Annotated in this window: 19 protein-coding genes and 1 tRNA gene; 10 read left to right on the forward strand and 10 right to left on the reverse strand. The window is 67.8% G+C overall.

Annotation, left to right across the window (positions count from 1 at the left end; all coding sequences use genetic code 11):
- Positions 1 to 42 precede the first annotated feature (42 nt).
- On the forward strand, positions 43 to 882 hold the full coding sequence (locus tag ACIOU8_RS02730; protein ID WP_400785549.1) for a Sir2 family NAD-dependent protein deacetylase: 840 nt from the start codon (positions 43 to 45) through the stop codon (positions 880 to 882).
- Positions 879 to 1,466, forward strand: coding sequence for a histidine phosphatase family protein (locus ACIOU8_RS02735; RefSeq protein WP_400785551.1), 588 nt, complete (start codon positions 879 to 881; stop codon positions 1,464 to 1,466). Before ACIOU8_RS02730 ends, ACIOU8_RS02735 begins: the two co-directional genes overlap by 4 nt.
- Before the next feature lie 26 nt (positions 1,467 to 1,492).
- On the opposite strand, the gene ACIOU8_RS02740 is transcribed toward ACIOU8_RS02735, so the two are convergent.
- Genes ACIOU8_RS02740 through ACIOU8_RS02760 form a run of 5 tightly spaced genes read right to left on the reverse strand, consistent with a single transcriptional unit; the run spans position 1,493 to position 7,421 of the window.
- A complete protein-coding gene (locus ACIOU8_RS02740; protein ID WP_400785553.1) occupies positions 1,493 to 2,299 on the reverse strand; it encodes an HpcH/HpaI aldolase/citrate lyase family protein in 807 nt (268 codons plus the stop codon).
- Positions 2,296 to 2,781 carry a MaoC family dehydratase gene (locus ACIOU8_RS02745; protein ID WP_400785555.1) on the reverse strand — a complete coding sequence of 162 codons (486 nt, stop codon included), beginning with the start codon at positions 2,779 to 2,781 and terminating at the stop codon, positions 2,296 to 2,298. The genes ACIOU8_RS02740 and ACIOU8_RS02745 overlap by 4 nt, the downstream gene beginning before the upstream one ends.
- Positions 2,782 to 2,791: 10 nt before the next feature.
- On the reverse strand, positions 2,792 to 3,940 hold the full coding sequence (locus ACIOU8_RS02750) for an acyl-CoA dehydrogenase family protein (RefSeq protein ID WP_400785557.1): 1,149 nt from the start codon (positions 3,938 to 3,940) through the stop codon (positions 2,792 to 2,794).
- Between the two features lie 2 nt (positions 3,941 to 3,942).
- Positions 3,943 to 5,862: an acetyl/propionyl/methylcrotonyl-CoA carboxylase subunit alpha gene (locus ACIOU8_RS02755; RefSeq protein ID WP_400785559.1), complete on the reverse strand. Its 1,920-nt coding sequence runs from the start codon at positions 5,860 to 5,862 to the stop codon at positions 3,943 to 3,945.
- A 5-nt stretch (positions 5,863 to 5,867) separates the two neighbouring features.
- On the reverse strand, positions 5,868 to 7,421 hold the full coding sequence (locus ACIOU8_RS02760) for a carboxyl transferase domain-containing protein (RefSeq protein ID WP_400785561.1): 1,554 nt from the start codon (positions 7,419 to 7,421) through the stop codon (positions 5,868 to 5,870).
- A 112-nt stretch (positions 7,422 to 7,533) separates the two neighbouring features.
- Here ACIOU8_RS02760 and ACIOU8_RS02765 point away from each other — a divergent pair, with 112 nt between their 5' ends.
- Positions 7,534 to 8,127 (forward strand): TetR/AcrR family transcriptional regulator, encoded by a 594-nt coding sequence (locus ACIOU8_RS02765; RefSeq protein ID WP_400785563.1) that lies wholly within the window; start codon positions 7,534 to 7,536, stop codon positions 8,125 to 8,127.
- Here ACIOU8_RS02765 and ACIOU8_RS02770 read toward each other — a convergent pair.
- The 3 genes from ACIOU8_RS02770 to pdhA are packed head-to-tail and all read right to left on the reverse strand — an operon-like array spanning position 8,120 to position 11,609.
- The gene (locus ACIOU8_RS02770; RefSeq protein ID WP_400785564.1) at positions 8,120 to 9,484 is read right to left on the reverse strand and encodes a dihydrolipoamide acetyltransferase family protein; all 1,365 of its coding nucleotides are present in this window, start codon (positions 9,482 to 9,484) and stop codon (positions 8,120 to 8,122) included. The two genes, ACIOU8_RS02765 and ACIOU8_RS02770, sit on opposite strands and share 8 nt — an antisense overlap.
- Positions 9,481 to 10,491, reverse strand: coding sequence for an alpha-ketoacid dehydrogenase subunit beta (locus ACIOU8_RS02775; protein ID WP_400785566.1), 1,011 nt, complete (start codon positions 10,489 to 10,491; stop codon positions 9,481 to 9,483). Before ACIOU8_RS02775 ends, ACIOU8_RS02770 begins: the two co-directional genes overlap by 4 nt.
- A gap of 2 nt (positions 10,492 to 10,493) precedes the next feature.
- Positions 10,494 to 11,609 carry a pyruvate dehydrogenase (acetyl-transferring) E1 component subunit alpha gene (gene pdhA, locus ACIOU8_RS02780; protein ID WP_400786867.1) on the reverse strand — a complete coding sequence of 372 codons (1,116 nt, stop codon included), beginning with the start codon at positions 11,607 to 11,609 and terminating at the stop codon, positions 10,494 to 10,496.
- Between the two features lie 168 nt (positions 11,610 to 11,777).
- On the opposite strand from pdhA, the gene ACIOU8_RS02785 reads away from it, so the two are divergent.
- Positions 11,778 to 12,251, forward strand: coding sequence for an Lrp/AsnC family transcriptional regulator (locus ACIOU8_RS02785; protein ID WP_042536698.1), 474 nt, complete (start codon positions 11,778 to 11,780; stop codon positions 12,249 to 12,251).
- Here ACIOU8_RS02785 and ACIOU8_RS02790 read toward each other — a convergent pair.
- Complete coding sequence (locus ACIOU8_RS02790) at positions 12,223 to 13,122, reverse strand: alpha/beta fold hydrolase (protein WP_400785569.1); 900 nt, start codon at positions 13,120 to 13,122, stop codon at positions 12,223 to 12,225. The two genes, ACIOU8_RS02785 and ACIOU8_RS02790, sit on opposite strands and share 29 nt — an antisense overlap.
- An 80-nt stretch (positions 13,123 to 13,202) precedes the next feature.
- Between ACIOU8_RS02790 and ACIOU8_RS02795 the strand changes: the two genes are divergently transcribed.
- The 6 genes from ACIOU8_RS02795 (at position 13,203) to ACIOU8_RS02820 (ending at position 17,657) form a co-directional block, all read left to right on the forward strand.
- Positions 13,203 to 13,955 carry an exonuclease domain-containing protein gene (locus ACIOU8_RS02795; RefSeq protein WP_400785571.1) on the forward strand — a complete coding sequence of 251 codons (753 nt, stop codon included), beginning with the start codon at positions 13,203 to 13,205 and terminating at the stop codon, positions 13,953 to 13,955.
- Positions 13,936 to 14,874, forward strand: a complete 939-nt coding sequence (locus ACIOU8_RS02800; protein WP_400785573.1) for a helix-turn-helix transcriptional regulator — start codon at positions 13,936 to 13,938, stop codon at positions 14,872 to 14,874. The genes ACIOU8_RS02795 and ACIOU8_RS02800 overlap by 20 nt, the downstream gene beginning before the upstream one ends.
- An 86-nt stretch (positions 14,875 to 14,960) precedes the next feature.
- Positions 14,961 to 15,293 (forward strand): hypothetical protein, encoded by a 333-nt coding sequence (locus tag ACIOU8_RS02805; RefSeq protein ID WP_400785575.1) that lies wholly within the window; start codon positions 14,961 to 14,963, stop codon positions 15,291 to 15,293.
- 80 nt (positions 15,294 to 15,373) lie between these two features.
- A complete protein-coding gene (locus tag ACIOU8_RS02810; protein WP_400785577.1) occupies positions 15,374 to 16,204 on the forward strand; it encodes a glycosyltransferase family 2 protein in 831 nt (276 codons plus the stop codon).
- Positions 16,201 to 17,034: an endonuclease/exonuclease/phosphatase family protein gene (locus tag ACIOU8_RS02815; RefSeq protein ID WP_400785579.1), complete on the forward strand. Its 834-nt coding sequence runs from the start codon at positions 16,201 to 16,203 to the stop codon at positions 17,032 to 17,034. Before ACIOU8_RS02810 ends, ACIOU8_RS02815 begins: the two co-directional genes overlap by 4 nt.
- Complete coding sequence (locus ACIOU8_RS02820; RefSeq protein WP_400785581.1) at positions 17,031 to 17,657, forward strand: hypothetical protein; 627 nt, start codon at positions 17,031 to 17,033, stop codon at positions 17,655 to 17,657. Before ACIOU8_RS02815 ends, ACIOU8_RS02820 begins: the two co-directional genes overlap by 4 nt.
- On the opposite strand, the gene ACIOU8_RS02825 is transcribed toward ACIOU8_RS02820, so the two are convergent.
- A tRNA-Ile gene (locus tag ACIOU8_RS02825) sits at positions 17,639 to 17,712 on the reverse strand. The genes ACIOU8_RS02820 and ACIOU8_RS02825 overlap by 19 nt on opposite strands.
- Between the last annotated feature and the right edge of the window lie 15 nt (positions 17,713 to 17,727).

The raw sequence follows: 17,727 nt of genomic DNA on the forward strand, positions 1-17,727 counted from the left end.
GTCGGCCGCGCTGCACGTCGTAGACTCGCTCGGGGAGGTCCTGTGAGTGCATCGAGTCCGGTCGAACTGTCGGCCACCATCGCTCGCACCGCCGAACTCCTACGCGGTCGCAGGATCGCTCTGCTCACCGGCGCCGGGATCTCCACGGACTCGGGAATCCCCGCCTACCGTGGCGAGGGATCCCGCAACCGCACCGATCCGATGACCATCCAGAAGTACCTCGCCGACGACGCCGCGCGACGACGTTACTGGGTCGGGGGCCACCTGGGGTGGCGCGCGTTCGCCCGAGCCCAGCCGAACCCGGGCCACCTGGCTCTCGCCGCGATGGAGTCCACCGGTCACGTCAGCGGTGTCATCACCCAGAACGTCGACGGCCTGCATCTGCGTGCCGGCAGCTCGCATGTGATCGAAGTTCACGGCACGATGCGCAGGGTGCTGTGCCTGAAGTGCGGCCAGGTATTCGACCGTCGTGACATCGCGGTGCAGATCGAAGAGCGGAACCCGTGGATCACGGTTCCCGAGAACGTGGCGTTGAATCCCGACGGCGATGTGCTCCCCGAGAGCACAGACGGCTTCATCGTCCCCGTGTGCACGGTGTGTGGAGGGATGCTGAAGCCTGACGTCGTCTTCTTCGGTGAGTACGTCCCGCAGGGGCGGTTCAAGGCTGCCGAGTCTCTGCTCCGTGCCAGCGATGCGCTGATCGTCGCGGGGTCGTCCCTCGTCGTCAACTCGGGGGTGCGCCTCGTCGAACGCGCACGACGACGCAGCATCCCCCTCATCATCATCAACCGCGAGCCCACGCGCGCGGATGTCTGGGCCGATGTCACCATCGCCGCAGGCACCAGCGATGTGCTCCCCGCGATCCAGGAGCTCCTCGAATGACTCTGCTCACGCTCATCCGCCATGGCCAGACCGACTGGAACCTGGCTCGCCGGATCCAGGGGTCCACCGACATCCCTCTGAACGAGAAGGGACGCGCGGATGCACGGACCGCCGCAGAACTGCTCGAGGGCGTCACGCACCACTCGATCTACGCCAGCCCGCTGAAGCGCGCGCGAGAGACGGCCGAGATCATCTCCGAGAGTCTGGGACTCGGCTCACCCGTGCTTGTGCCCGACGTGCGCGAGCGCGAGTTCGGCGAGGGCGAGGGCATGCTCGTATCGGAGTACATCGAGAAGTACGGCGACTGGCAGTCACCGGTCCCCGGGGCCGAGACGCTCGACGGAGTCGCTGAGCGGGCTCTCGTCGCGCTCGACGGGATCGCCCGTGATGCACGCCGCCGCTCGGCGCCGCTCGCGGAGTCCGTCATCGTCGTGACGCACGGAGGCGTGATCCGATCGCTGATCGACCACGTCTCCGGTGGCACGCTGCCTCGGGTCGGCGAGGTTCTCGCGAACGGTTCGGTCCACCGTTTCGAGGCGTCTCCCGGTTCCCTGCGCCTGATCGACCAGGGGATGCTGGTCTGACCGGCGCGCCAGCTCAGCTGCTCTGATCAGCGAGTGCGGCCCAACACCGAGCGCGCATGCCTCAGCACGGGCTCGTCGACCATGCGTCCTCTGAAGCGGAAGACCCCTCGCTCGCTCTCGGCCGCCGCGAGCACTCCGCGAGCCCATTCGACGCTGGCCTCATCAGGCGCGTACGCCGCCCGGATCACCGCCACCTGACTCGGGTGGATGCACGCGGTCGCGACGAACCCCGACGCGGCGGCGTCGACCGCTTCGGACTCGAGACCCGCGACATCCTCGATGTCGACGTGCACCGCGTCGATCGCGCCCTTGCCGTGAGCCCCCGCCTCCAGAAGCACCCGCGAGCGTGCGTATCGTGCGATATCGCGATAGCCGCCCCTCGCCGTGCGACTGGAGGTGCCGCCGAGGGATGCCACCAGATCCTCCGCACCCCACATCATCGCGATGATCTGCGGGTGCGCGGCGATACGATCTGCGGCATGGACGCCCCTCGCCGTCTCGCACAGGGCGATCAGCGAGAATCTCTCGTCGAAGGCGGCGAGGCTCTCCGCGCTCTCTGTCTTCGCGACCATGACGGTGCGGAGATCGGTCTGCGCGAGCGTCGCGAGATCGGCGGTGAAGGCGTCTGAGCCCGGAGCATTGACGCGGACGATCACTCGATCAGGGTCGAGATCGGCATCGATGAGATGCTGTCGTGCGCCGGCCTTCGCCTCGGGGAGCACGGCATCCTCGAGGTCGAGGATGACCGCGTCCGCCTTCTCGAGGGCTCCGCGGAATCGCTCAGGTCGGTCGGCGGGGCAGAAGAGCAGCGCGGGTCCGAGGTCGAGGGTCATCGTCCGTCCTTCGGCAGGCAGTGCACGAGGACGGTTCGGGTCGCCGTCGCGACGACCGTGTCGTCCTGGTTGCGTCCGGTGTGGGCGATGGTCACGATCCCCTGCCCCGGGCGCGATGCCGACAGCCTCTTCTCGAGGACCACGCTCTCGGTGTACAGCGTGTCACCGGCGAACAGAGGGTGCGGGAACGCGATCTCGCCGAACCCCAGCTGGGCCACCAGAGTGCCCTGGGTCAACTGCGCGACAGAAGCCCCGACCATCGTCGAGAGCGTCCACATCGAGTTGATCAGACGCGCGCCGAAGGGTGGCTGCGCGTCGGCGAAGGCCGCATCGAGGTGCAGCGCCTGCATGTTCATCGTGAGCGTCGTGAAGAGGACGTTGTCGGCCTCGGTCGCCGTGCGTCCAGGGCGATGCAGGTAGCGCGCGTCCGTCACGAACTCCTCGAAGAAGAGCCCCCGCTGAACGATGTCTTCCACGGTCATGGCTGCCACGCTACCCGGCGAGCCCCAGTGCCCGCGCGATCACGAGCAGTTGCACCTCGGTGGTGCCTTCACCGATCTCGAGGATCTTCGAGTCGCGGTAGTGACGGGCGACCGGGAACTCGTTCATGAACCCGTTGCCGCCGAAGATCTGTGTCGCATCCCTGGCGTTGTCCATGGCGGCTTCTCCTGCGACGAGCTTCGCGATGGCGGCCTGCTCGGCGAACGGTCGTCCCGCGTCGCGCAGACGCGCTGCGTGGTGCCAGGCGAGTCGTGCCGTGTGCACTCGGGCACGCATGCGTGCGAGGGTGAACTGGGCGTTCTGTCGCGTGCTGAGGGCACTGCCGAAGATCGTGCGGCTCTTCGCATAGTCGACGGCGGCTTCGAGGCATCCTTCCGCCGCACCGGTCGAAAGAGCGGCGATCGCGATGCGTCCCTCATCCAGGATGCTGAGGAAGTTGCGGAAGCCGCTCCCCTGCTCCCCCAGCAGGTTGCTCACGGGCACACGTGCGCCGGCGAAGCTGAGCGGATGCGTGTCGGATGCGTTCCAGCCGACCTTGTCGTACGGGGCCTCCACCGTGAACCCGGGGGTGCCGTTGGGGACGATGATGGTCGAGATCTGCTTACGGCCCCCTTCGTTTCCCGTGACGGCGGTCACTGTGACGAAGCGGGTGATCGGAGTGCCCGAGTTGGTGATGAACTGCTTCGAGCCGTCGATGACCCATTCGTCCCCTTCGAGACGAGCGGTCGTGCGGGTCGCCCCCGCATCGCTGCCTGCCTCCGGCTCGGTGAGACCGAACCCGGCGAGAGCGCGACCGGCGAGCAGGTCGGGCAGGTACTCGCGCTTCTGCTCCTCGCTGCCGAAGCGGAACACGGGCATCGCCCCGAGGCTGACTCCGGCCTCGAGCGTGATCGCGATGGACTGGTCGACGCGCCCGAGGGCCTCGATCGCGATGCCGAGCGCCATGTAGTCGCCCCCCTGGCCGCCGTACTCCTCGGGGAACGGAAGCCCGAACAGCCCGAGATCACCCATCTGTGCCACGACGTCCATCGAGAGCGTGTGCGTGCGATCCGCTTCGTAGGACTGCGGTGCGACGACCGCCTCGGCGAAGTCGCGCACCATCGCGGCGAGCTCGCGCTCCTCATCGGTCAGTTCGAACATGCTCAGTTCTCCTCCGTCGTCATGTGCGCGACCGGTTGATCGCGTCGTACCTGATCGCCGACGGCGACCGTCAGGCGCACGGTCCCGTCGTGGGGCGCCACCACCGGATGCTCCATCTTCATCGCCTCGATCGAGACGAGAGGAGTGCCGGCCGTCACCTGGTCGCCGTCGCGGACGTGCACGGCGACGACGCTTCCCGGCATCGGAGCCCGCGCAACCGGGCTGCTCTCGGTCTCGCGTCGCTCCCGTGCCTGCAGCCGGTGCAGCATGCGCGCCCGGCGATCCAACGGGCGCAGGTGCACTGTACGCCCGCCCTCACTCACCCAGATGCCGCCGTCGACGTCCGTGGCGACAGCCGCGCGAGCCGCAGGTCCGTCGGATGCCGGAGCGACGATCACCTGACCCCGGTCGGTGAGGAACGAGACCTCGTGACGGTCGCGCTCGGTGAGCGCCTGCCACACATGGCCCGCCCGTCGAACCCTCCTGGCTTCGCCGACCGCGTCCTCGGCCCGCAGGACACCGCGGCTCGCGGCCACCAGCATCGACGGCGACGGCGGCTCGTCCTCGAGCGGTAGAAGCGTCTCGATGAGTCCGGTGTCGAGGTCGCCGGCCATGACCCGCTCATCACGGCAGAGCAGTCGGAGGAACGCGATGTTGGTATCCACACCCAGCACGACGGTTCTGCTCAGGGCCTCGTCGAGGAGGCGGAGTGCCGTGCCGCGATCCTCCGCGAACGCGATCACCTTGGCGATCATCGGATCGTAGAACCCCGTCACCTCGCTGCCGGTCTCGACCGCCGCATCGACTCTCACACCTCGAGGCGGGTCGAAGAGCAGAATGCGTCCGGTCGAGGGGAGAAAACCGCGCTCGGGCGACTCCGCATACACGCGCGCCTCGACCGCATGCCCGCGAAGCGTCGGTGCGGATTCGAGGTGCCCTCCCGCGGCGACGCTGATCTGGAGAGCGACGAGGTCGAGTCCGGTCACCTCCTCTGTGACCGGGTGCTCGACCTGCAGGCGGGTGTTCATCTCTATGAAGAAGACCTGATCCGGGGCATCGGCATCGATGAGGAACTCGACGGTGCCTGCGCCCACGTACGAGACGCTCGCCGCGGCCTGCGTCGCAGCCTCGAGAAGGCGGTCCCGGGTCGCGTCGGGGATCCCTGCGGACGGAGCCTCTTCTATCACCTTCTGGTGGCGGCGCTGGAGCGTGCACTCGCGCTCGCCGAGGGCGATCACCGTCCCATGCGTGTCGCCGAAGACCTGCACCTCGATGTGGCGTGGACGCCGGATGAGCCTCTCCAGGATCAGCGAGTCATCGCCGAACGCCGATCGTGCGACCCGCCGCGCCGAGGCCAGGGCGGCGCTCAGGCCTGCGGGCGCCTCCACGACCTCCATCCCTTTGCCGCCGCCCCCCGCGCTCGGTTTCACGAGCAGCGGGTAGCCGACAGCGGCAGCCTCTTCGGCGATCTCCGCGTCCGACAGACCGCTCGCGTCGAACCCGGGAACCACGGTGACTCCGGACCGGACGACGTGATCGCGGGCCTTGGCCTTGTCGCCCATGATCTGGAGCGCCTCGATCGAAGGGCCGATGAACACGACGCCGCTCTCTGCGCAGGCCTCTGCCAGCGCCACGCTCTCCGAGAGGAAGCCGTAGCCCGGGTGGATGGCCTGCGCTCCCGTCGCACGCGCGGCCGCGATCACGGCGTCGATGTCGAGGTAGGACTCGGCGACCGGCGGCGGGCCGATCCGCACGGCGTCGTCGGCCTCGCGCACGTGGGGTGCGTCGGTATCCGCATCGCTGTAGACGGCGATGCTGCGGATGCCGAGTCCGCGCAGCGTGCGGATGATGCGCCGCGCGATCTCGCCACGATTGGCGACGAGGACCGTGTCGAAGTCACGGGAGGCAGAGGTGTTCGTCATGGCGGTCACATCCGGAAGAGGCCGAAACGCGGTTCGGGCAGAGGGCTTCGTGCGACCACGTCGAGGGCGAGCCCCAGAAGGTCGCGGGTGTGAGCTGGATCGATGATTCCGTCGTCCCACAGGCGGGCTGTGGCGTAATACGGCTCGCCCTGGCTCTCGTACTGCTCACGGATGGGCTGCTCGAACGCCGTCCGCTCCTCGGAGCTCCAGGTCTGTCCACGTGCCGCGAGCTGATCGTCCTTGACCGTCCCGAGAACGGAGGCCGCCTGAGCGCCGCCCATCACCGAGATGCGACTGGCCGGCCACGTCCACAGGAACCTCGGTGAGTACGCCCGTCCGCACATCGAATAGTTGCCGGCGCCGAAGGAACCGCCGATGATCACCGTGAGCTTGGGCACGCGCGTGCTGGCGACCGCGGTCACCATCTTGGCTCCGTCCTTCGCGATGCCTCCTGCCTCTGCGTCCGACCCGACCATGAAGCCCGAGATGTTCTGCAGGAACACCAGCGGGATGCCGCGCTGATCGCAGAGCTCTATGAAATGCGCACCCTTCAGAGCGGACTCGCTGAACAGCACGCCGTTGTTCGCGACGATCCCGACCGGATGCCCGTGCAGTCGCGCGAACCCCGTGACGAGCGTGGTGCCATACTCTGCCTTGAACTCCCGGAACGTATCGCCGTCGATCAGCCTCGCGATGACATCGTGCACGTCGTACGCGGCGTTGACGTCGACGGGGACGACGTCGTAGAGCGATCCCGACTCCGCGGGCTGACGCGTGTCATGCACCTCCCACGCCGGGTCGAGAGGCGCCGGCAGCGTGGCGACGATGTCACGCAGGATCTCCAGCGCGTGCTCGTCGTCTTCAGCGAGGTGGTCGACCACGCCGCTCCGCCGGGCGTGCAGTTCGCCGCCGCCGAGCTCTTCCGCGGAGACGACCTCACCGATCGCCGCCTTGACGAGCGGGGGGCCGCCGAGGAAGATCGTCCCCTGGTCGCGGACGATCACGGTCTCATCGCTCATAGCGGGGACGTATGCTCCGCCGGCCGTGCATGAACCGAGCACGGCTGCGAGCTGCGGGATGCCCTCGGCCGACATCCGGGCCTGATTGAAGAAGATGCGGCCGAAGTGCTCTCGATCGGGGAACACCTCGTCCTGCCTGGGGAGGAAGGCACCGCCCGAGTCGACCAGATACAGGCAGGGCAGTCGATTCTCGAGCGCGATCTCCTGTGCGCGCAGGTGCTTCTTGACCGTGAGCGGGTAATACGTTCCGCCTTTCACGGTGGCGTCGTTGCACACGACCATCACGTGGCGTCCGTGCACGAGACCGATCCCGGCGATGACTCCGGCGGCCGGTGCTTCTCCCCCGTACAGTCCGTCGGCCGCCAGAGGCGCGATCTCGACGAACGGGCTGCCCTCGTCGAGGAGCCTGGCCACTCGGTCACGCGGAAGCAGCTTGCCCCGAGCGATGTGCCTCTCGCGAGATGCCTCGGGCCCGCCTCCGAAGGCGACCGCAAGCCGTTCGTGCAGCTCGGCGGCGAGGGCCTGCTGGGTTGCGGGCATCGTGACGTCCTCCTCGACCACACGGCGCCGGCGTCATCGCTCTGGCGCACTGGATGCTTTCTCGGTTAGTGTTCACTAACCGACGGCATCAGGTTAGCGAGGATTAACTGAGATGACAAGCCCCCTCACCGCGCGAGATCGCGCCAAGGCAGAGCGGTCGGACGCGATCCTCCGAGAGGCGGCGCGGCTCTTCGCCGAAAGCGGGTACAACGGCGTGAGCCTCGAGGACATCGGCGCCGCCGTGGGCGTATCCGGCCCGGCCGTCTACCGCCACTTCGCAGGAAAGCAGGCCCTGCTCGGTGCCGTGCTGATCAAGGTGAGCGACGATCTCGTCACCGGTGGCACCCGGGTCGCGTCCGACGGGTCCACGCCGGAAGAGCGCATTCGCGCACTCGTCGCCTTCCACGTCGAATTCGCCCTCGGCCATGCCGACGTGATCCGCGTGCACGATCGCGACGTCGTGCACCTCGCAGCTCAGGATCATGCCGCGGTGCGACGCCTGCAGCGCGCCTACATCGAGCTCTGGATCGACACGCTGAGTCCGCTCGTCGACGCCGACGCCGACGAGCTCCGCCTACGGGTGCAGGCGTGCTTCGGGTTGATCAACTCGACACCGCACAGCACGCGGGCGGCAGCCAGACATCGCTCCGCCACCGCGGCAGTGCTCGCCGCGATGGCGGAATCGGCGCTCCGCGCGGCTACCTGAGGAGCATCGCCCGACCGGGTTCCTCGAGCACATCGGCGACGTCCCTGAGGAACTTCGCGCCCTCGGCTCCGTCGACGATCCGATGGTCGAACGAGAGGCTGAGCGTCATCACGTGGCGAAGGGCGATCTCGCCGCGGTGCTCCCACGGACGGTGACGGACAGCACCGACCGCGAGTATCCCCGATTGTCCCGGAGGGAGGATGGGTGTGCCTGCATCGACTCCGAACACCCCGATGTTCGAGATCGAGAACGTGCCTCCCGACAGCTCCACCGGAGACGTCCTGCCCTCACGCGCTGTGGCGGCGAGCGACTTCAGGGCATCCGCGAGCTGAATGAGGCTCAGCGTCTCCGCGTCGCGGATGTGGGGCACGATGAGTCCCCGTTCGGTCGCGGCAGCGATTCCGAGATCGACGTAGTCGAACTGCACGATCTCTCCGGCGGAATCGTCCCACCGTGCGTTCAGGCCGGGGGCGCGGGTCAGTGCGAGGCACACCGCCTTCGCGACGACGGCGAGCGGGCCTATCCGATGCTCGGACAGCGAGCGGTCGTTGCGCAGCGACTCGAGAAGGTCCATGGTCGCCGTCACATCGACCGTGTGGAAGACCGTCACGTGCGGCGCGGTGAACGCGCTCTCGACCATCGCCGCGGCGGTGTGCTTGCGGACCCCGCGGATGGGGATGCGTGTCTCCCGCGAGCGCTCCCGGAGCCCGGTCGCGTCGTCCGGAACCGCAGCGTGTCTCTGCTCGGGGTCGGCCTGCTCGACGACCGCTCCCGTGCGAGAGACGTAGTCGTCGATGTCGGTGCGTGTGATCACCCTGTTGCCGACGGATGCGGCCACCAGGGCGAGATCGACGCCGAGACGCTTGGCATACGCGCGCACCGGCGGGGTGGATCGTGGCCGTTCGACGACGACCTCGACGCTCGCCGTCGGCGAGGCATCGTGCGGTGCCGCCTCGAGCACGGCCGTGTCGGTCGTCGCTCTGACTCCGGCCGCGCGCCGGGCGCGCCGAGCGGGCCGCCCGGATGCCGTGGGGGCGGCTCCGTAGCCCACGAGGTTGGGCTGCGCCTTCTCCTGCCCATCGACTCCGGCCGCGTCCGCGGCGGACGGCCCGTCGGCCCCCTCCACGTCGAACTCGATCAAGGGAGCCCCGACCGAGATCGTCTGACCAGCCTCGGCGTGCAGGGCGGCGACGACGCCTTCGTAGGGAGAAGGCAGCTCGACGATCGCCTTGGCCGTCTCGACCTCCGCCAGCGTCTGGTTGAGCGTCACCGTGTCGCCGGGTTCGACGAGCCACTGGACGACCTCTGCCTCGGTCAGTCCCTCGCCGAGATCCGGCAGTCGGAACTCCGCATTCATGCGTCTGCTCCCGTCAGGCTGTTCGGACGGTCGAGAACACGATCGACGGCATCCAGCAGCCGGTCGAGGTCCGGCAAGTGATACTTCTCGAGCTTCGCCGGCGGATACGGGACATCGTGTCCGGTCACACGCAGCGGCGGGGACTCGAGGTATTCGAAGCATCGCTCCGTGACGCTCGCGATCACCTCGGCGGCCATGCCCGCCTCCCGTGATGCCTCGTGAGCCACGACGACCCGTCCGGTCTTGCGGACCGACGTCGCGACCGTGTCGTAGTCGACGGGCGACAGCGAGCGCAGGTCGATGACCTCCAGCGAGATGCCCTCGTCCTCCGCAGCCTCGGCCGCCTGCAACGCCGTCGTGACCATCGCGCCGTAGGTGATGAGTGTCGCATCGTCACCTGCTCGGACGACACGTGCGAGTCCCATCGGCGCAGCATCCGCCAACGGTGCGTCGAGGTCGACCTCGCCCTTGTGGTGATAGAGCCGTTTCGGCTCGAAGAAGATCACCGGGTCGTCTGACGCGATGGCCTGACGAAGACTCCGGTACGCGTCCTCGGGATTCGACACGGCGATCACGCGGAGTCCTGCCGTATGCACGAAGTAGGCCTCAGGCGATTCCGAGTGATGCTCGGCCGCGCCGATCCCGCCGGCCCACGGGATGCGGATCGTGATCGGCATCCTGACCCGCCCCTGCGTGCGGAAGTGCAGCTTGGCCACCTGGGCGACGATCTGATCGAACGCGGGGTACACGAAGCCGTCGAACTGGATCTCGACGACGGGCCGGTAGCCACGGAACGCCAACCCGACAGCCATGCCGACGATGCCGGACTCGGCGAGAGGCGTGTCGATGACGCGGTTCGCACCGAACTCGTCGAGGAGTCCGTCCGTGATGCGGAAGACGCCGCCTAGTCTGCCGATGTCCTCGCCCAGCAGCACGACCTTGTCGTCGTCGCGCATCGCCTGGCGGAGGCCGGCGCCGAGCGCCTTCCCGAGAGTGATCTGCGTCATCATCACACCTCGCCGTCGAAGGAGGCCAAGTACGCGGCGTACTCATCACGCTGACGCTCGAGACCGGCATGCGGCTCGGCATAGACGCCGTCGAACACAGCGAGCGGGAGGCGCGTCGCCATGCTCAGGCACTCGGCGCGCATCTCTCGTGCCGCGATGTCGGCGGCCTTCTGCGTGTCAGCGACCTGTTCATCGCTCAGCTCGCCGATCGACAGCAGGTGCGCCTCCAGCCGCGCGATAGGGTCGCGACGGCGCCACGCCTCGAGCTCGTCGTCCCTGCGATAGCGCGTCGGATCGTCGGCTGTCGTGTGCGGTCCCATCCGGTACGTGACCGCTTCGATGTAGGCGGGGCCCTTTCCCGAGCGGGCGTGCTCGAGTGCCCAGCGCATCGCGGCCATGCAGGCGAGAACATCGTTGCCATCGACGCGGAGGCTCGGGATGCCGAAACCGGGCGCCCGCCCGGCGATCGGATACTTCGACTGCACCGACACGGGCTCCGAGATCGCCCAGTGGTTGTTCTGGCAGACGAAGACGACCGGGGCCTGATAAGAGGAAGCGAAGATCATCGCCTCGTTGACGTCGCCCTGGCTCGTGGCACCGTCGCCGAAGTAGGTGACCGCGACTTCGTCCGCGCCTTCATGGCGGATGCCGAGCGCGTAGCCGACAGCGTGGAGCGTCTGCGCTCCGATGATGATCTGCAGCGGAGCGACCCGGAGCGCTGCGGGGTCGTGACCCGCGCCCTCCTCGCCCCGCCACATGCGGACGAAGTCGCCGGGCTTCGCGCCACGGGCATAGATGACCCCCGTCTCCCGATAGCTCGGGAAGACGTAGTCCTGCGGAGCGAGTGCCTTCGCGGTGCCGATCTGGGTCGCCTCCTGTCCCTGGCAGGGCGCCCAGAGTCCGAGCTGTCCCTGGCGCTGGAGCGCGACGCCCTCTGCGTCGATGCGACGGAGGATGACCATGTCGCGATGAAGCGCCCGCAGCTGTGCCGCGTCGACGTCATCGACGTAGGAATCGAGCATCGGGTTCGAGATCCGCTCGCCCTCGGGTGAGAGGATGCGCTCGGCGAGTTCGAGATCCTGTGCCGTATCGGCGATCGGGGTGATCTGCGGTGACATCATCGTCCTCCTCATTCGTGGCCGTCGTCACGGGTTCTACGCTCGGCCCCGGCATCATCGCCGGTTGAGTCGAGCGTACGTCCGCTCATCACCTCGCTCAAGCAACTGCGATCGGCTTGAGCATGTTGCCAAATATCGGCAGTCACCACCCTGCTATCGTTTGGCACTATGGCCGGACTTGACCGCATTGATCTGGAACTTCTCGCCGCTCTCGCCGATGACCCCAGGGTGACGATCGTCGCGCTCGCGGAGAATCTCGGGCTGTCCCGGAACACCATTCAGGCGCGTATGGCGAGGCTCGAGCAGACCGGGATCTTCCAGTCGTACGAGCGATCGTTCTCCACCGATGTGCTGGGTTTCCCGCTCCAGGCATTCGTGAGCATCGGAGTGCGTCAGACCGAGCTGCCACGCATCATCAACGAGCTGGCGCGCATCCCCGAAGTCGTGCAGGCGCACGGACTCAGCGGCTCGATCGATCTGCTCGCGCGCGTCGCGTGCAGGGATGCCAGACACCTCTTCGACACCGACGCGCGCATCCTGTCGATCGAAGGCGTCGAACGCACCGAGACCTCACTCGCGATGGGCGAGGTGATCCCGTTCCGTGTCGCCGGCCTCATCGGCCTCGCTCGACGGGAATCCTGAGGAATCGGCGAACGGCGCCCGCAGCTTCTGCAGGCGTCTCGTAGTGGATCAGATGCCCGACCTCGGCGATCTCGACCAGGGTGGCGTCGTCGAAGCGGGTCGCGAGCTGTCGCTCCATCTCGATGGGGGTGATGTCGTCCCGCTGGGCGGCTATGAGCAGAGTCGGCGTCGAGATCGACGAGGCGAACTCGCTCACGTCATGCGACACACTCGTCACGAACGCATCGCGGAGGACGTCGCGGTCTGCGAAACGCGAGAAGTACGTGTCGTGCTGATCGTGGATGAACCGTCGCAACTGCGGGTCGGATGTCTTGGCCATCGTGATGCTCATGACCCTGACGATCAGACGGTTGCGCAGGAGTGCGGTGCCCGCTCGTTCGGGCAGGCGCGCCCCGAGCGAGTAGTACAGGACCGCGAGGCGCGTCATGATGCCCTTGGGCCCCTCGAGAGCGGGCGCGCCGATCGGATTCATCAGGATCAGCCGCGGGGTCTCGAGCCCCGCTGCGACCGCCGCAGAGGCGACGATCGATCCGAAGGAGTGTCCGAGGATCACCGCTCCGGGAGCCACCGCCTCCGCGAACTCCGTCAGCCAGGCGACGTACTCGTCGAGATCGTACGTACGGCCGGCGACAGGCATGGTCTCGCCGAATCCGGGGAGATCGGGAGAGATCACCCGGACCTCTGGAAGGAAGGCGAGGACCGGCTCGAGCCCGTGGTGCTCGCCCCGGAATCCGTGCACAGCGACCACCGTCACGGCGGCGTCGGCAGGTCCGTACTCCCAGAACACGGTCGTACCGCCGCGGACCTCGACCTCGTGGCGCACGACCGGCAGTCGGCTGAGGCGGTCTGCATAGGGAGAGTGGACGGTCATGATCCAAGTCTAGAGTCGACGCTTGCATGCTCTCCGTGCGCCTCCGTGCGGATGTCGGAGCCCGGATCTACGGTGAAACCATGCCCCCGGCCCCCTCGCTCCCGCACTGGATCACTCGTGTCGGCGTGTTCGACCTCGAGACCACGGGAGTCGATGTCGAGAAGGACCGGGTCGTCACCGCGCATGTGGGTCTCCTCGATGCGGATGGGCGCGAGATCGCCGCGAGGGATTGGCTGTCGGATCCTGACGTTCCGATCCCGGAGGGCGCCACAGCCGTGCACGGAGTCACGACCGAGCATGCCCGGCGGCATGGCCGTCCGGGTGCTGAAGTGGTCGGAGAGGTGACCGCTGCCCTGCGATCGCTGCTTTCCCAAGGTGTTCCGATCGTCGCGTACAACGCGGCGTACGACTTCTCCCTCCTGGCGCATGAGGCGCGCCGCCACGGAGTCGCGCCGCTCGAGGACCCCGCGCCGATCATCGACCCTCTCGTGATCGACAAGGCCTACGACCGGTACCGTCCAGGCAAGCGCACCCTCGAGGTGGTCGCGGCTCTCTACGCCGTTCAACTCGACGACGCCCACGAGGCCGCCGCCGATGCGGTGGCCGCAGGCCGGGTCGCGCAGGCGCTGGCGCGTCAGTTCGTGCTTCCCGAGACCCTCGAAGAGCTGCATACGCGGCAGATCGGGTGGGCCCGTTCTCAGGCGGCGAGCCTCACGGAGTACTTCATCCGGGTCGGTCGCCTCGAGCCGGAGGAGCGACTCGACGGCACCTGGCCGGTGCGCGCACACCGCACTCTCGGGGAGGTGCCTCGCAATGCGGTTCCGAACCAGTGACGTCTCCCGAGTCGAGAGCACCTGGAAGCAGTTCGTCCCGTCCGCAGTCCTTCACGACGTCGACCCCGAGCGGTTCCGCTTCGATTGGCACTCGGCGGATTTCGGGGGTGTGAGCCTCGTTCGCTACGACCTGGCGGCTGAGGTCCGCTCGACGGCAGAACCACATGACCAGATTCTCGTCTGCCGAGTCGATGGTCCAGATGCACGGGTGTTCTCCGACCGCGACGATCTCGATGCGCGCCGCCCCTGGATCTCCGACGGGCCGCGAGTGCATGCGCGGTGGGATGCAGGGGCCCGGGTCACCGCACTGGTGTTCGAGCGCGACGCCCTGTCGCGCCTCGCCCGGCGGATCAGCGGTGACGACGACCTCTCCATCCGCGTCGCCGACCTCTCGCCCCGATCCCCGCACGCGGCCGCAGCATGGGACCGCATGTTCGCTTATCTCGAGTCGAGCGCTGCAGCCCTCGAGACCAGCACAGACGATCACGAACTCCTCGACAGCGAGCTGGCTCGCCATGCGGCGGCGACGACGCTCGCGGCATTCGCGCTGACGGGCCACCGCGAGCACCATCTCCCGGCGCAGACCACAGCGGCTCCAGCGACCGTGCGTCGCGCACTCGTTTTCATCGCAGAGAATTCACACCGGCCGATCACCGTCGATGACGTCGCCGCAGCCGTCCACATCTCTACACGCGGACTGCAGTACGCCTTCCGACGGGCACTCGGTACGACGCCGGCAGAGTCGCTGCGACGCGCGCGATTGGACGGCGCGCATCGTGACCTGCAGTCCGGGGCATACGCGACGGTCACCGCGGTGGCCCGGCGATGGGGTTTCTCGCACCCTTCCCGATTCGCCGCCGCGTATCGCGACAGCTTCGGCGTGCTTCCTTCGGTGACAGCCGCGAAACATCGCCGATGACATTTTGCGAACAGATTGTTCGTGCCCAGCGCGCGCCGCGGGCTGCTGCCGCGAAGGGCCGCTCCCGGACGAATATATTCCGAGATATGGGTTCTCTCTATTACGGCGCCTCGGAGCCGATCCATATCGACGATCGTGCTCTCGCACACCTCAAGGTCGTCGTTGCGACGAAGCTGCGTCGCAACGAGAGCTTCACACTGACCTGGAAGCACCCGGAGGGCGATCCTGAAGGCCGCTCCACAGTCTGGCTGCATCCTTCGATCCCCCTGCGGTTCGTCTTCGACGAGAGCGAGGCACCGGAGCTCAGCCGTCGATGGATCGAGGATCTCGCACATTCCGCCAACTCGTCCGGCGGGATCACGCTCGTGGACGAACTGCTCGAGCCGTCGCCCGACGTCCCGGTTGCAGACGGTCGCTGACCCACGCACGGTGGTCAGGGTGCGCTCCGCCACTGTCAAGTCCTTCGCTCGCCTCCTCGATCGATGACATGATCGCTCTGATGACAGAACGCACAGCAGGGCACGGATCGCGACCGGCCGGGAGCGTCCGGTCGCACCCGCCATCCGTTCGCTCCCCCACGACGTCCGTGGTGATCCCTGTCAAGGATGACGCTGTGCTGCTGGCGCGCTGTCTGCGGGCGCTGCACGCGCAGGAGTCGCCGGCCGACGAGATCATCGTGGTCGACAACGATTCCTCCGACGCGTCCGCATCCGTGGCTCGCGCATCAGGCGCACTCGTGCTCACCTGCATCGAGCCGGGTATCTCCGCCGCGGCGTCCACCGGCTACGACGCCGCACGCGGTGATCTGATCCTGAGACTCGACGCCGACTGCGAACCGGATGCCGACTGGATCACCACCGTCGTGGCCGCCTTCGGGGAGGACGAGCATACGGGGGCCGTCACCGGGCACGCGCGCTTCACCGACGGACCTGCCGCGCTCCGCGTCCCCCTCGCTCGGCTCTACCTCGGGGCGTACACGAGCGTCTTGAGTGTCACACTCGGCCACCGTCCGCTCTTCGGCTCGAATCTCGCGTTCCGCAGGGAGGCGTGGCATGCGGTGCGTGCTGACGTCCATCGCGGCGATCCACACATCCACGACGACCTCGACCTCGCCTTTCACCTCGGAGAGAACCACCGCATCGCGCGGCTCCCCGGCGAGTCGATGGGGATGTCGATGAGACCACTCACCGCAGGACACTTCGGCCGGCGTGTGCACAGAGGCTTCCGCAGCGTGCTCGTGCACTGGCCGCGCGACTTCCCGCCTCTCCGCTGGGCGCGCCTCGCGGTACGGCTTCGTCTGCGTGGCCCCGCGTCGCGGAGGACGCGATGACCGTCCCCCCGCTGATCGGCCCCGCTGTCGAGCCGGAGTTGCACATGATGTCCGTGAACATCCGTCGCCCCATGGAGGGCGCCCTGCGTCCGGAGCAGGACCGCTGGAGTGTGCGCGCCCCCGCGGTCGCTGAGCTCCTCCGCTCGGAGCGTCCGACGATACTCGGGCTGCAGGAGGTGCTGCCCCGTGCGATGAAGGTGGTCTCGCAAGCGATCGGTCCGACCCACCGGTTCGTCGGCAGAGGAAGAGGTCGCGACGGCACGGGTGAGGGCAGTCCGCTCGTCTACGACGCCGAACGCCTGGAACTGCGTGGATGGGAGCAGCGGGCCCTCTCGGCGCGGCCTGACGAACCGGGCAGTCGATCCTGGGGCAATCTCATCCCCCGCATCCTCGTGACGGCGGAGTTCTCCGACAGGTCGACGGGCGTCCGATTCCTCGTCGTCAACACCCACCTCGACCACCTGTCGTCGCGTTCTCGGCGGCGATCGGCCGAGATGATCGCCGCCCTGATCCGCAAGCGCGGACTTCCGGCGATCGCGATGGGCGATCTCAACGCGGGCCCCCGCTCGGCCGCTGTACGCGCCCTTCTCTCGCACGCGCAGCTCGCCGATTCCTGGAGCGCCGCAGAAGATCGGCTGACGCCGCTGTGGAGCACGCTCAACGGATATCGACGACCGCGGCTCACGGGGCGGCGCGTCGATTGGATGCTCGTCAGCCGGGACGTGCGAGTGCGTGCCGCCGCCATCAACCCGCACGCCTTCGGCGGGGTCAGACCCTCGGATCACCTGGCAGTGCAGGCCTTGTTGCGAGTGGAAGGGAAGACACCGTGAAAGAGGACTTTCTCCGCCCGCCTCGGTCGCTCGAGGAGTGGTCCGCCGATGCTCTGCGGGCTCTGGGGGTCATCGGCGTCGGCGTCGCGTTGATCTGGTTCGTGCCGACGGACGCCGGCATCGCCGCGCTCGCTCTTCCGGCCTTGATGCTGCCACGAATCCTGGGCCTGCGCGGGTCGTTCGACCTGGCGGTGTGTGCGACCGTGCTCGTGGCCGCATGGAGCAACGTGTTCGACCTGTACCGGACGGTCGCCGGATGGGATCTGCTCCTGCACCTGGTGTGCACGGGCGTTCTCACCATCATCACCGCGCTGATCCTCACCCGGACGGACGTCGTCGCGATGACTCGCGATCGCGGCGCCCGGCCGCGAACACCCCTCGTTCTCGCACCGCTGTTGGCCCTCGCGCTCAGCGCGATGTGGGAGATGGTCGAGTGGCTGGGCTGGGCCTTTCTCAGCGACGACATCTTCGTCACGTATCAGGACACGATCGGCGACATGGTCTTCGGCGGTCTCGGCGGAGTCGCGGCGGGCGTCGTACTCGCGACGGCATCCCTGAACCGACCGCATTCGAGATCTGGGTTCGGCGAAACGACGAACGGGAGTAGGGCGGGTCGGACTTGAACCGACGATCGTTGGGTTATGAGCCCACTGCCTTAACCAGCTTGGCCACCGCCCCGTGACGACAAGCCTA

Origin of the sequence: Microbacterium sp. NPDC087589 (assembly GCF_044743635.1) — a bacterium.
Lineage (GTDB): Bacteria > Actinomycetota > Actinomycetes > Actinomycetales > Microbacteriaceae > Microbacterium.

What these genes read in the sequence shown, in the direction of transcription:
- ACIOU8_RS02750 (WP_400785557.1), bottom strand. Translation starts at nt 3,940, where the DNA reads ATGTTCGAACTGACCGATGAGGAGCGCGAGCTCGCCGCGATGGTGCGC.
- ACIOU8_RS02800 (WP_400785573.1), top strand. Translation starts at nt 13,936, where the DNA reads ATGCGGTTCCGAACCAGTGACGTCTCCCGAGTCGAGAGCACCTGGAAG.
- ACIOU8_RS02775 (WP_400785566.1), bottom strand. Translation starts at nt 10,491, where the DNA reads ATGACGCAGATCACTCTCGGGAAGGCGCTCGGCGCCGGCCTCCGCCAG.
- ACIOU8_RS02785 (WP_042536698.1), top strand. Translation starts at nt 11,778, where the DNA reads ATGGCCGGACTTGACCGCATTGATCTGGAACTTCTCGCCGCTCTCGCC.
- pdhA (WP_400786867.1), bottom strand. Translation starts at nt 11,609, where the DNA reads ATGTCACCGCAGATCACCCCGATCGCCGATACGGCACAGGATCTCGAA.
- ACIOU8_RS02745 (WP_400785555.1), bottom strand. Translation starts at nt 2,781, where the DNA reads ATGACCGTGGAAGACATCGTTCAGCGGGGGCTCTTCTTCGAGGAGTTC.
- ACIOU8_RS02760 (WP_400785561.1), bottom strand. Translation starts at nt 7,421, where the DNA reads ATGCCCGCAACCCAGCAGGCCCTCGCCGCCGAGCTGCACGAACGGCTT.
- ACIOU8_RS02765 (WP_400785563.1), top strand. Translation starts at nt 7,534, where the DNA reads ATGACAAGCCCCCTCACCGCGCGAGATCGCGCCAAGGCAGAGCGGTCG.
- ACIOU8_RS02790 (WP_400785569.1), bottom strand. Translation starts at nt 13,122, where the DNA reads ATGACCGTCCACTCTCCCTATGCAGACCGCCTCAGCCGACTGCCGGTC.
- ACIOU8_RS02740 (WP_400785553.1), bottom strand. Translation starts at nt 2,299, where the DNA reads ATGACCCTCGACCTCGGACCCGCGCTGCTCTTCTGCCCCGCCGACCGA.
- ACIOU8_RS02735 (WP_400785551.1), top strand. Translation starts at nt 879, where the DNA reads ATGACTCTGCTCACGCTCATCCGCCATGGCCAGACCGACTGGAACCTG.
- ACIOU8_RS02805 (WP_400785575.1), top strand. Translation starts at nt 14,961, where the DNA reads ATGGGTTCTCTCTATTACGGCGCCTCGGAGCCGATCCATATCGACGAT.
- ACIOU8_RS02755 (WP_400785559.1), bottom strand. Translation starts at nt 5,862, where the DNA reads ATGACGAACACCTCTGCCTCCCGTGACTTCGACACGGTCCTCGTCGCC.
- ACIOU8_RS02770 (WP_400785564.1), bottom strand. Translation starts at nt 9,484, where the DNA reads ATGAATGCGGAGTTCCGACTGCCGGATCTCGGCGAGGGACTGACCGAG.
- ACIOU8_RS02815 (WP_400785579.1), top strand. Translation starts at nt 16,201, where the DNA reads ATGACCGTCCCCCCGCTGATCGGCCCCGCTGTCGAGCCGGAGTTGCAC.
- ACIOU8_RS02810 (WP_400785577.1), top strand. Translation starts at nt 15,374, where the DNA reads ATGACAGAACGCACAGCAGGGCACGGATCGCGACCGGCCGGGAGCGTC.
- ACIOU8_RS02795 (WP_400785571.1), top strand. Translation starts at nt 13,203, where the DNA reads ATGCCCCCGGCCCCCTCGCTCCCGCACTGGATCACTCGTGTCGGCGTG.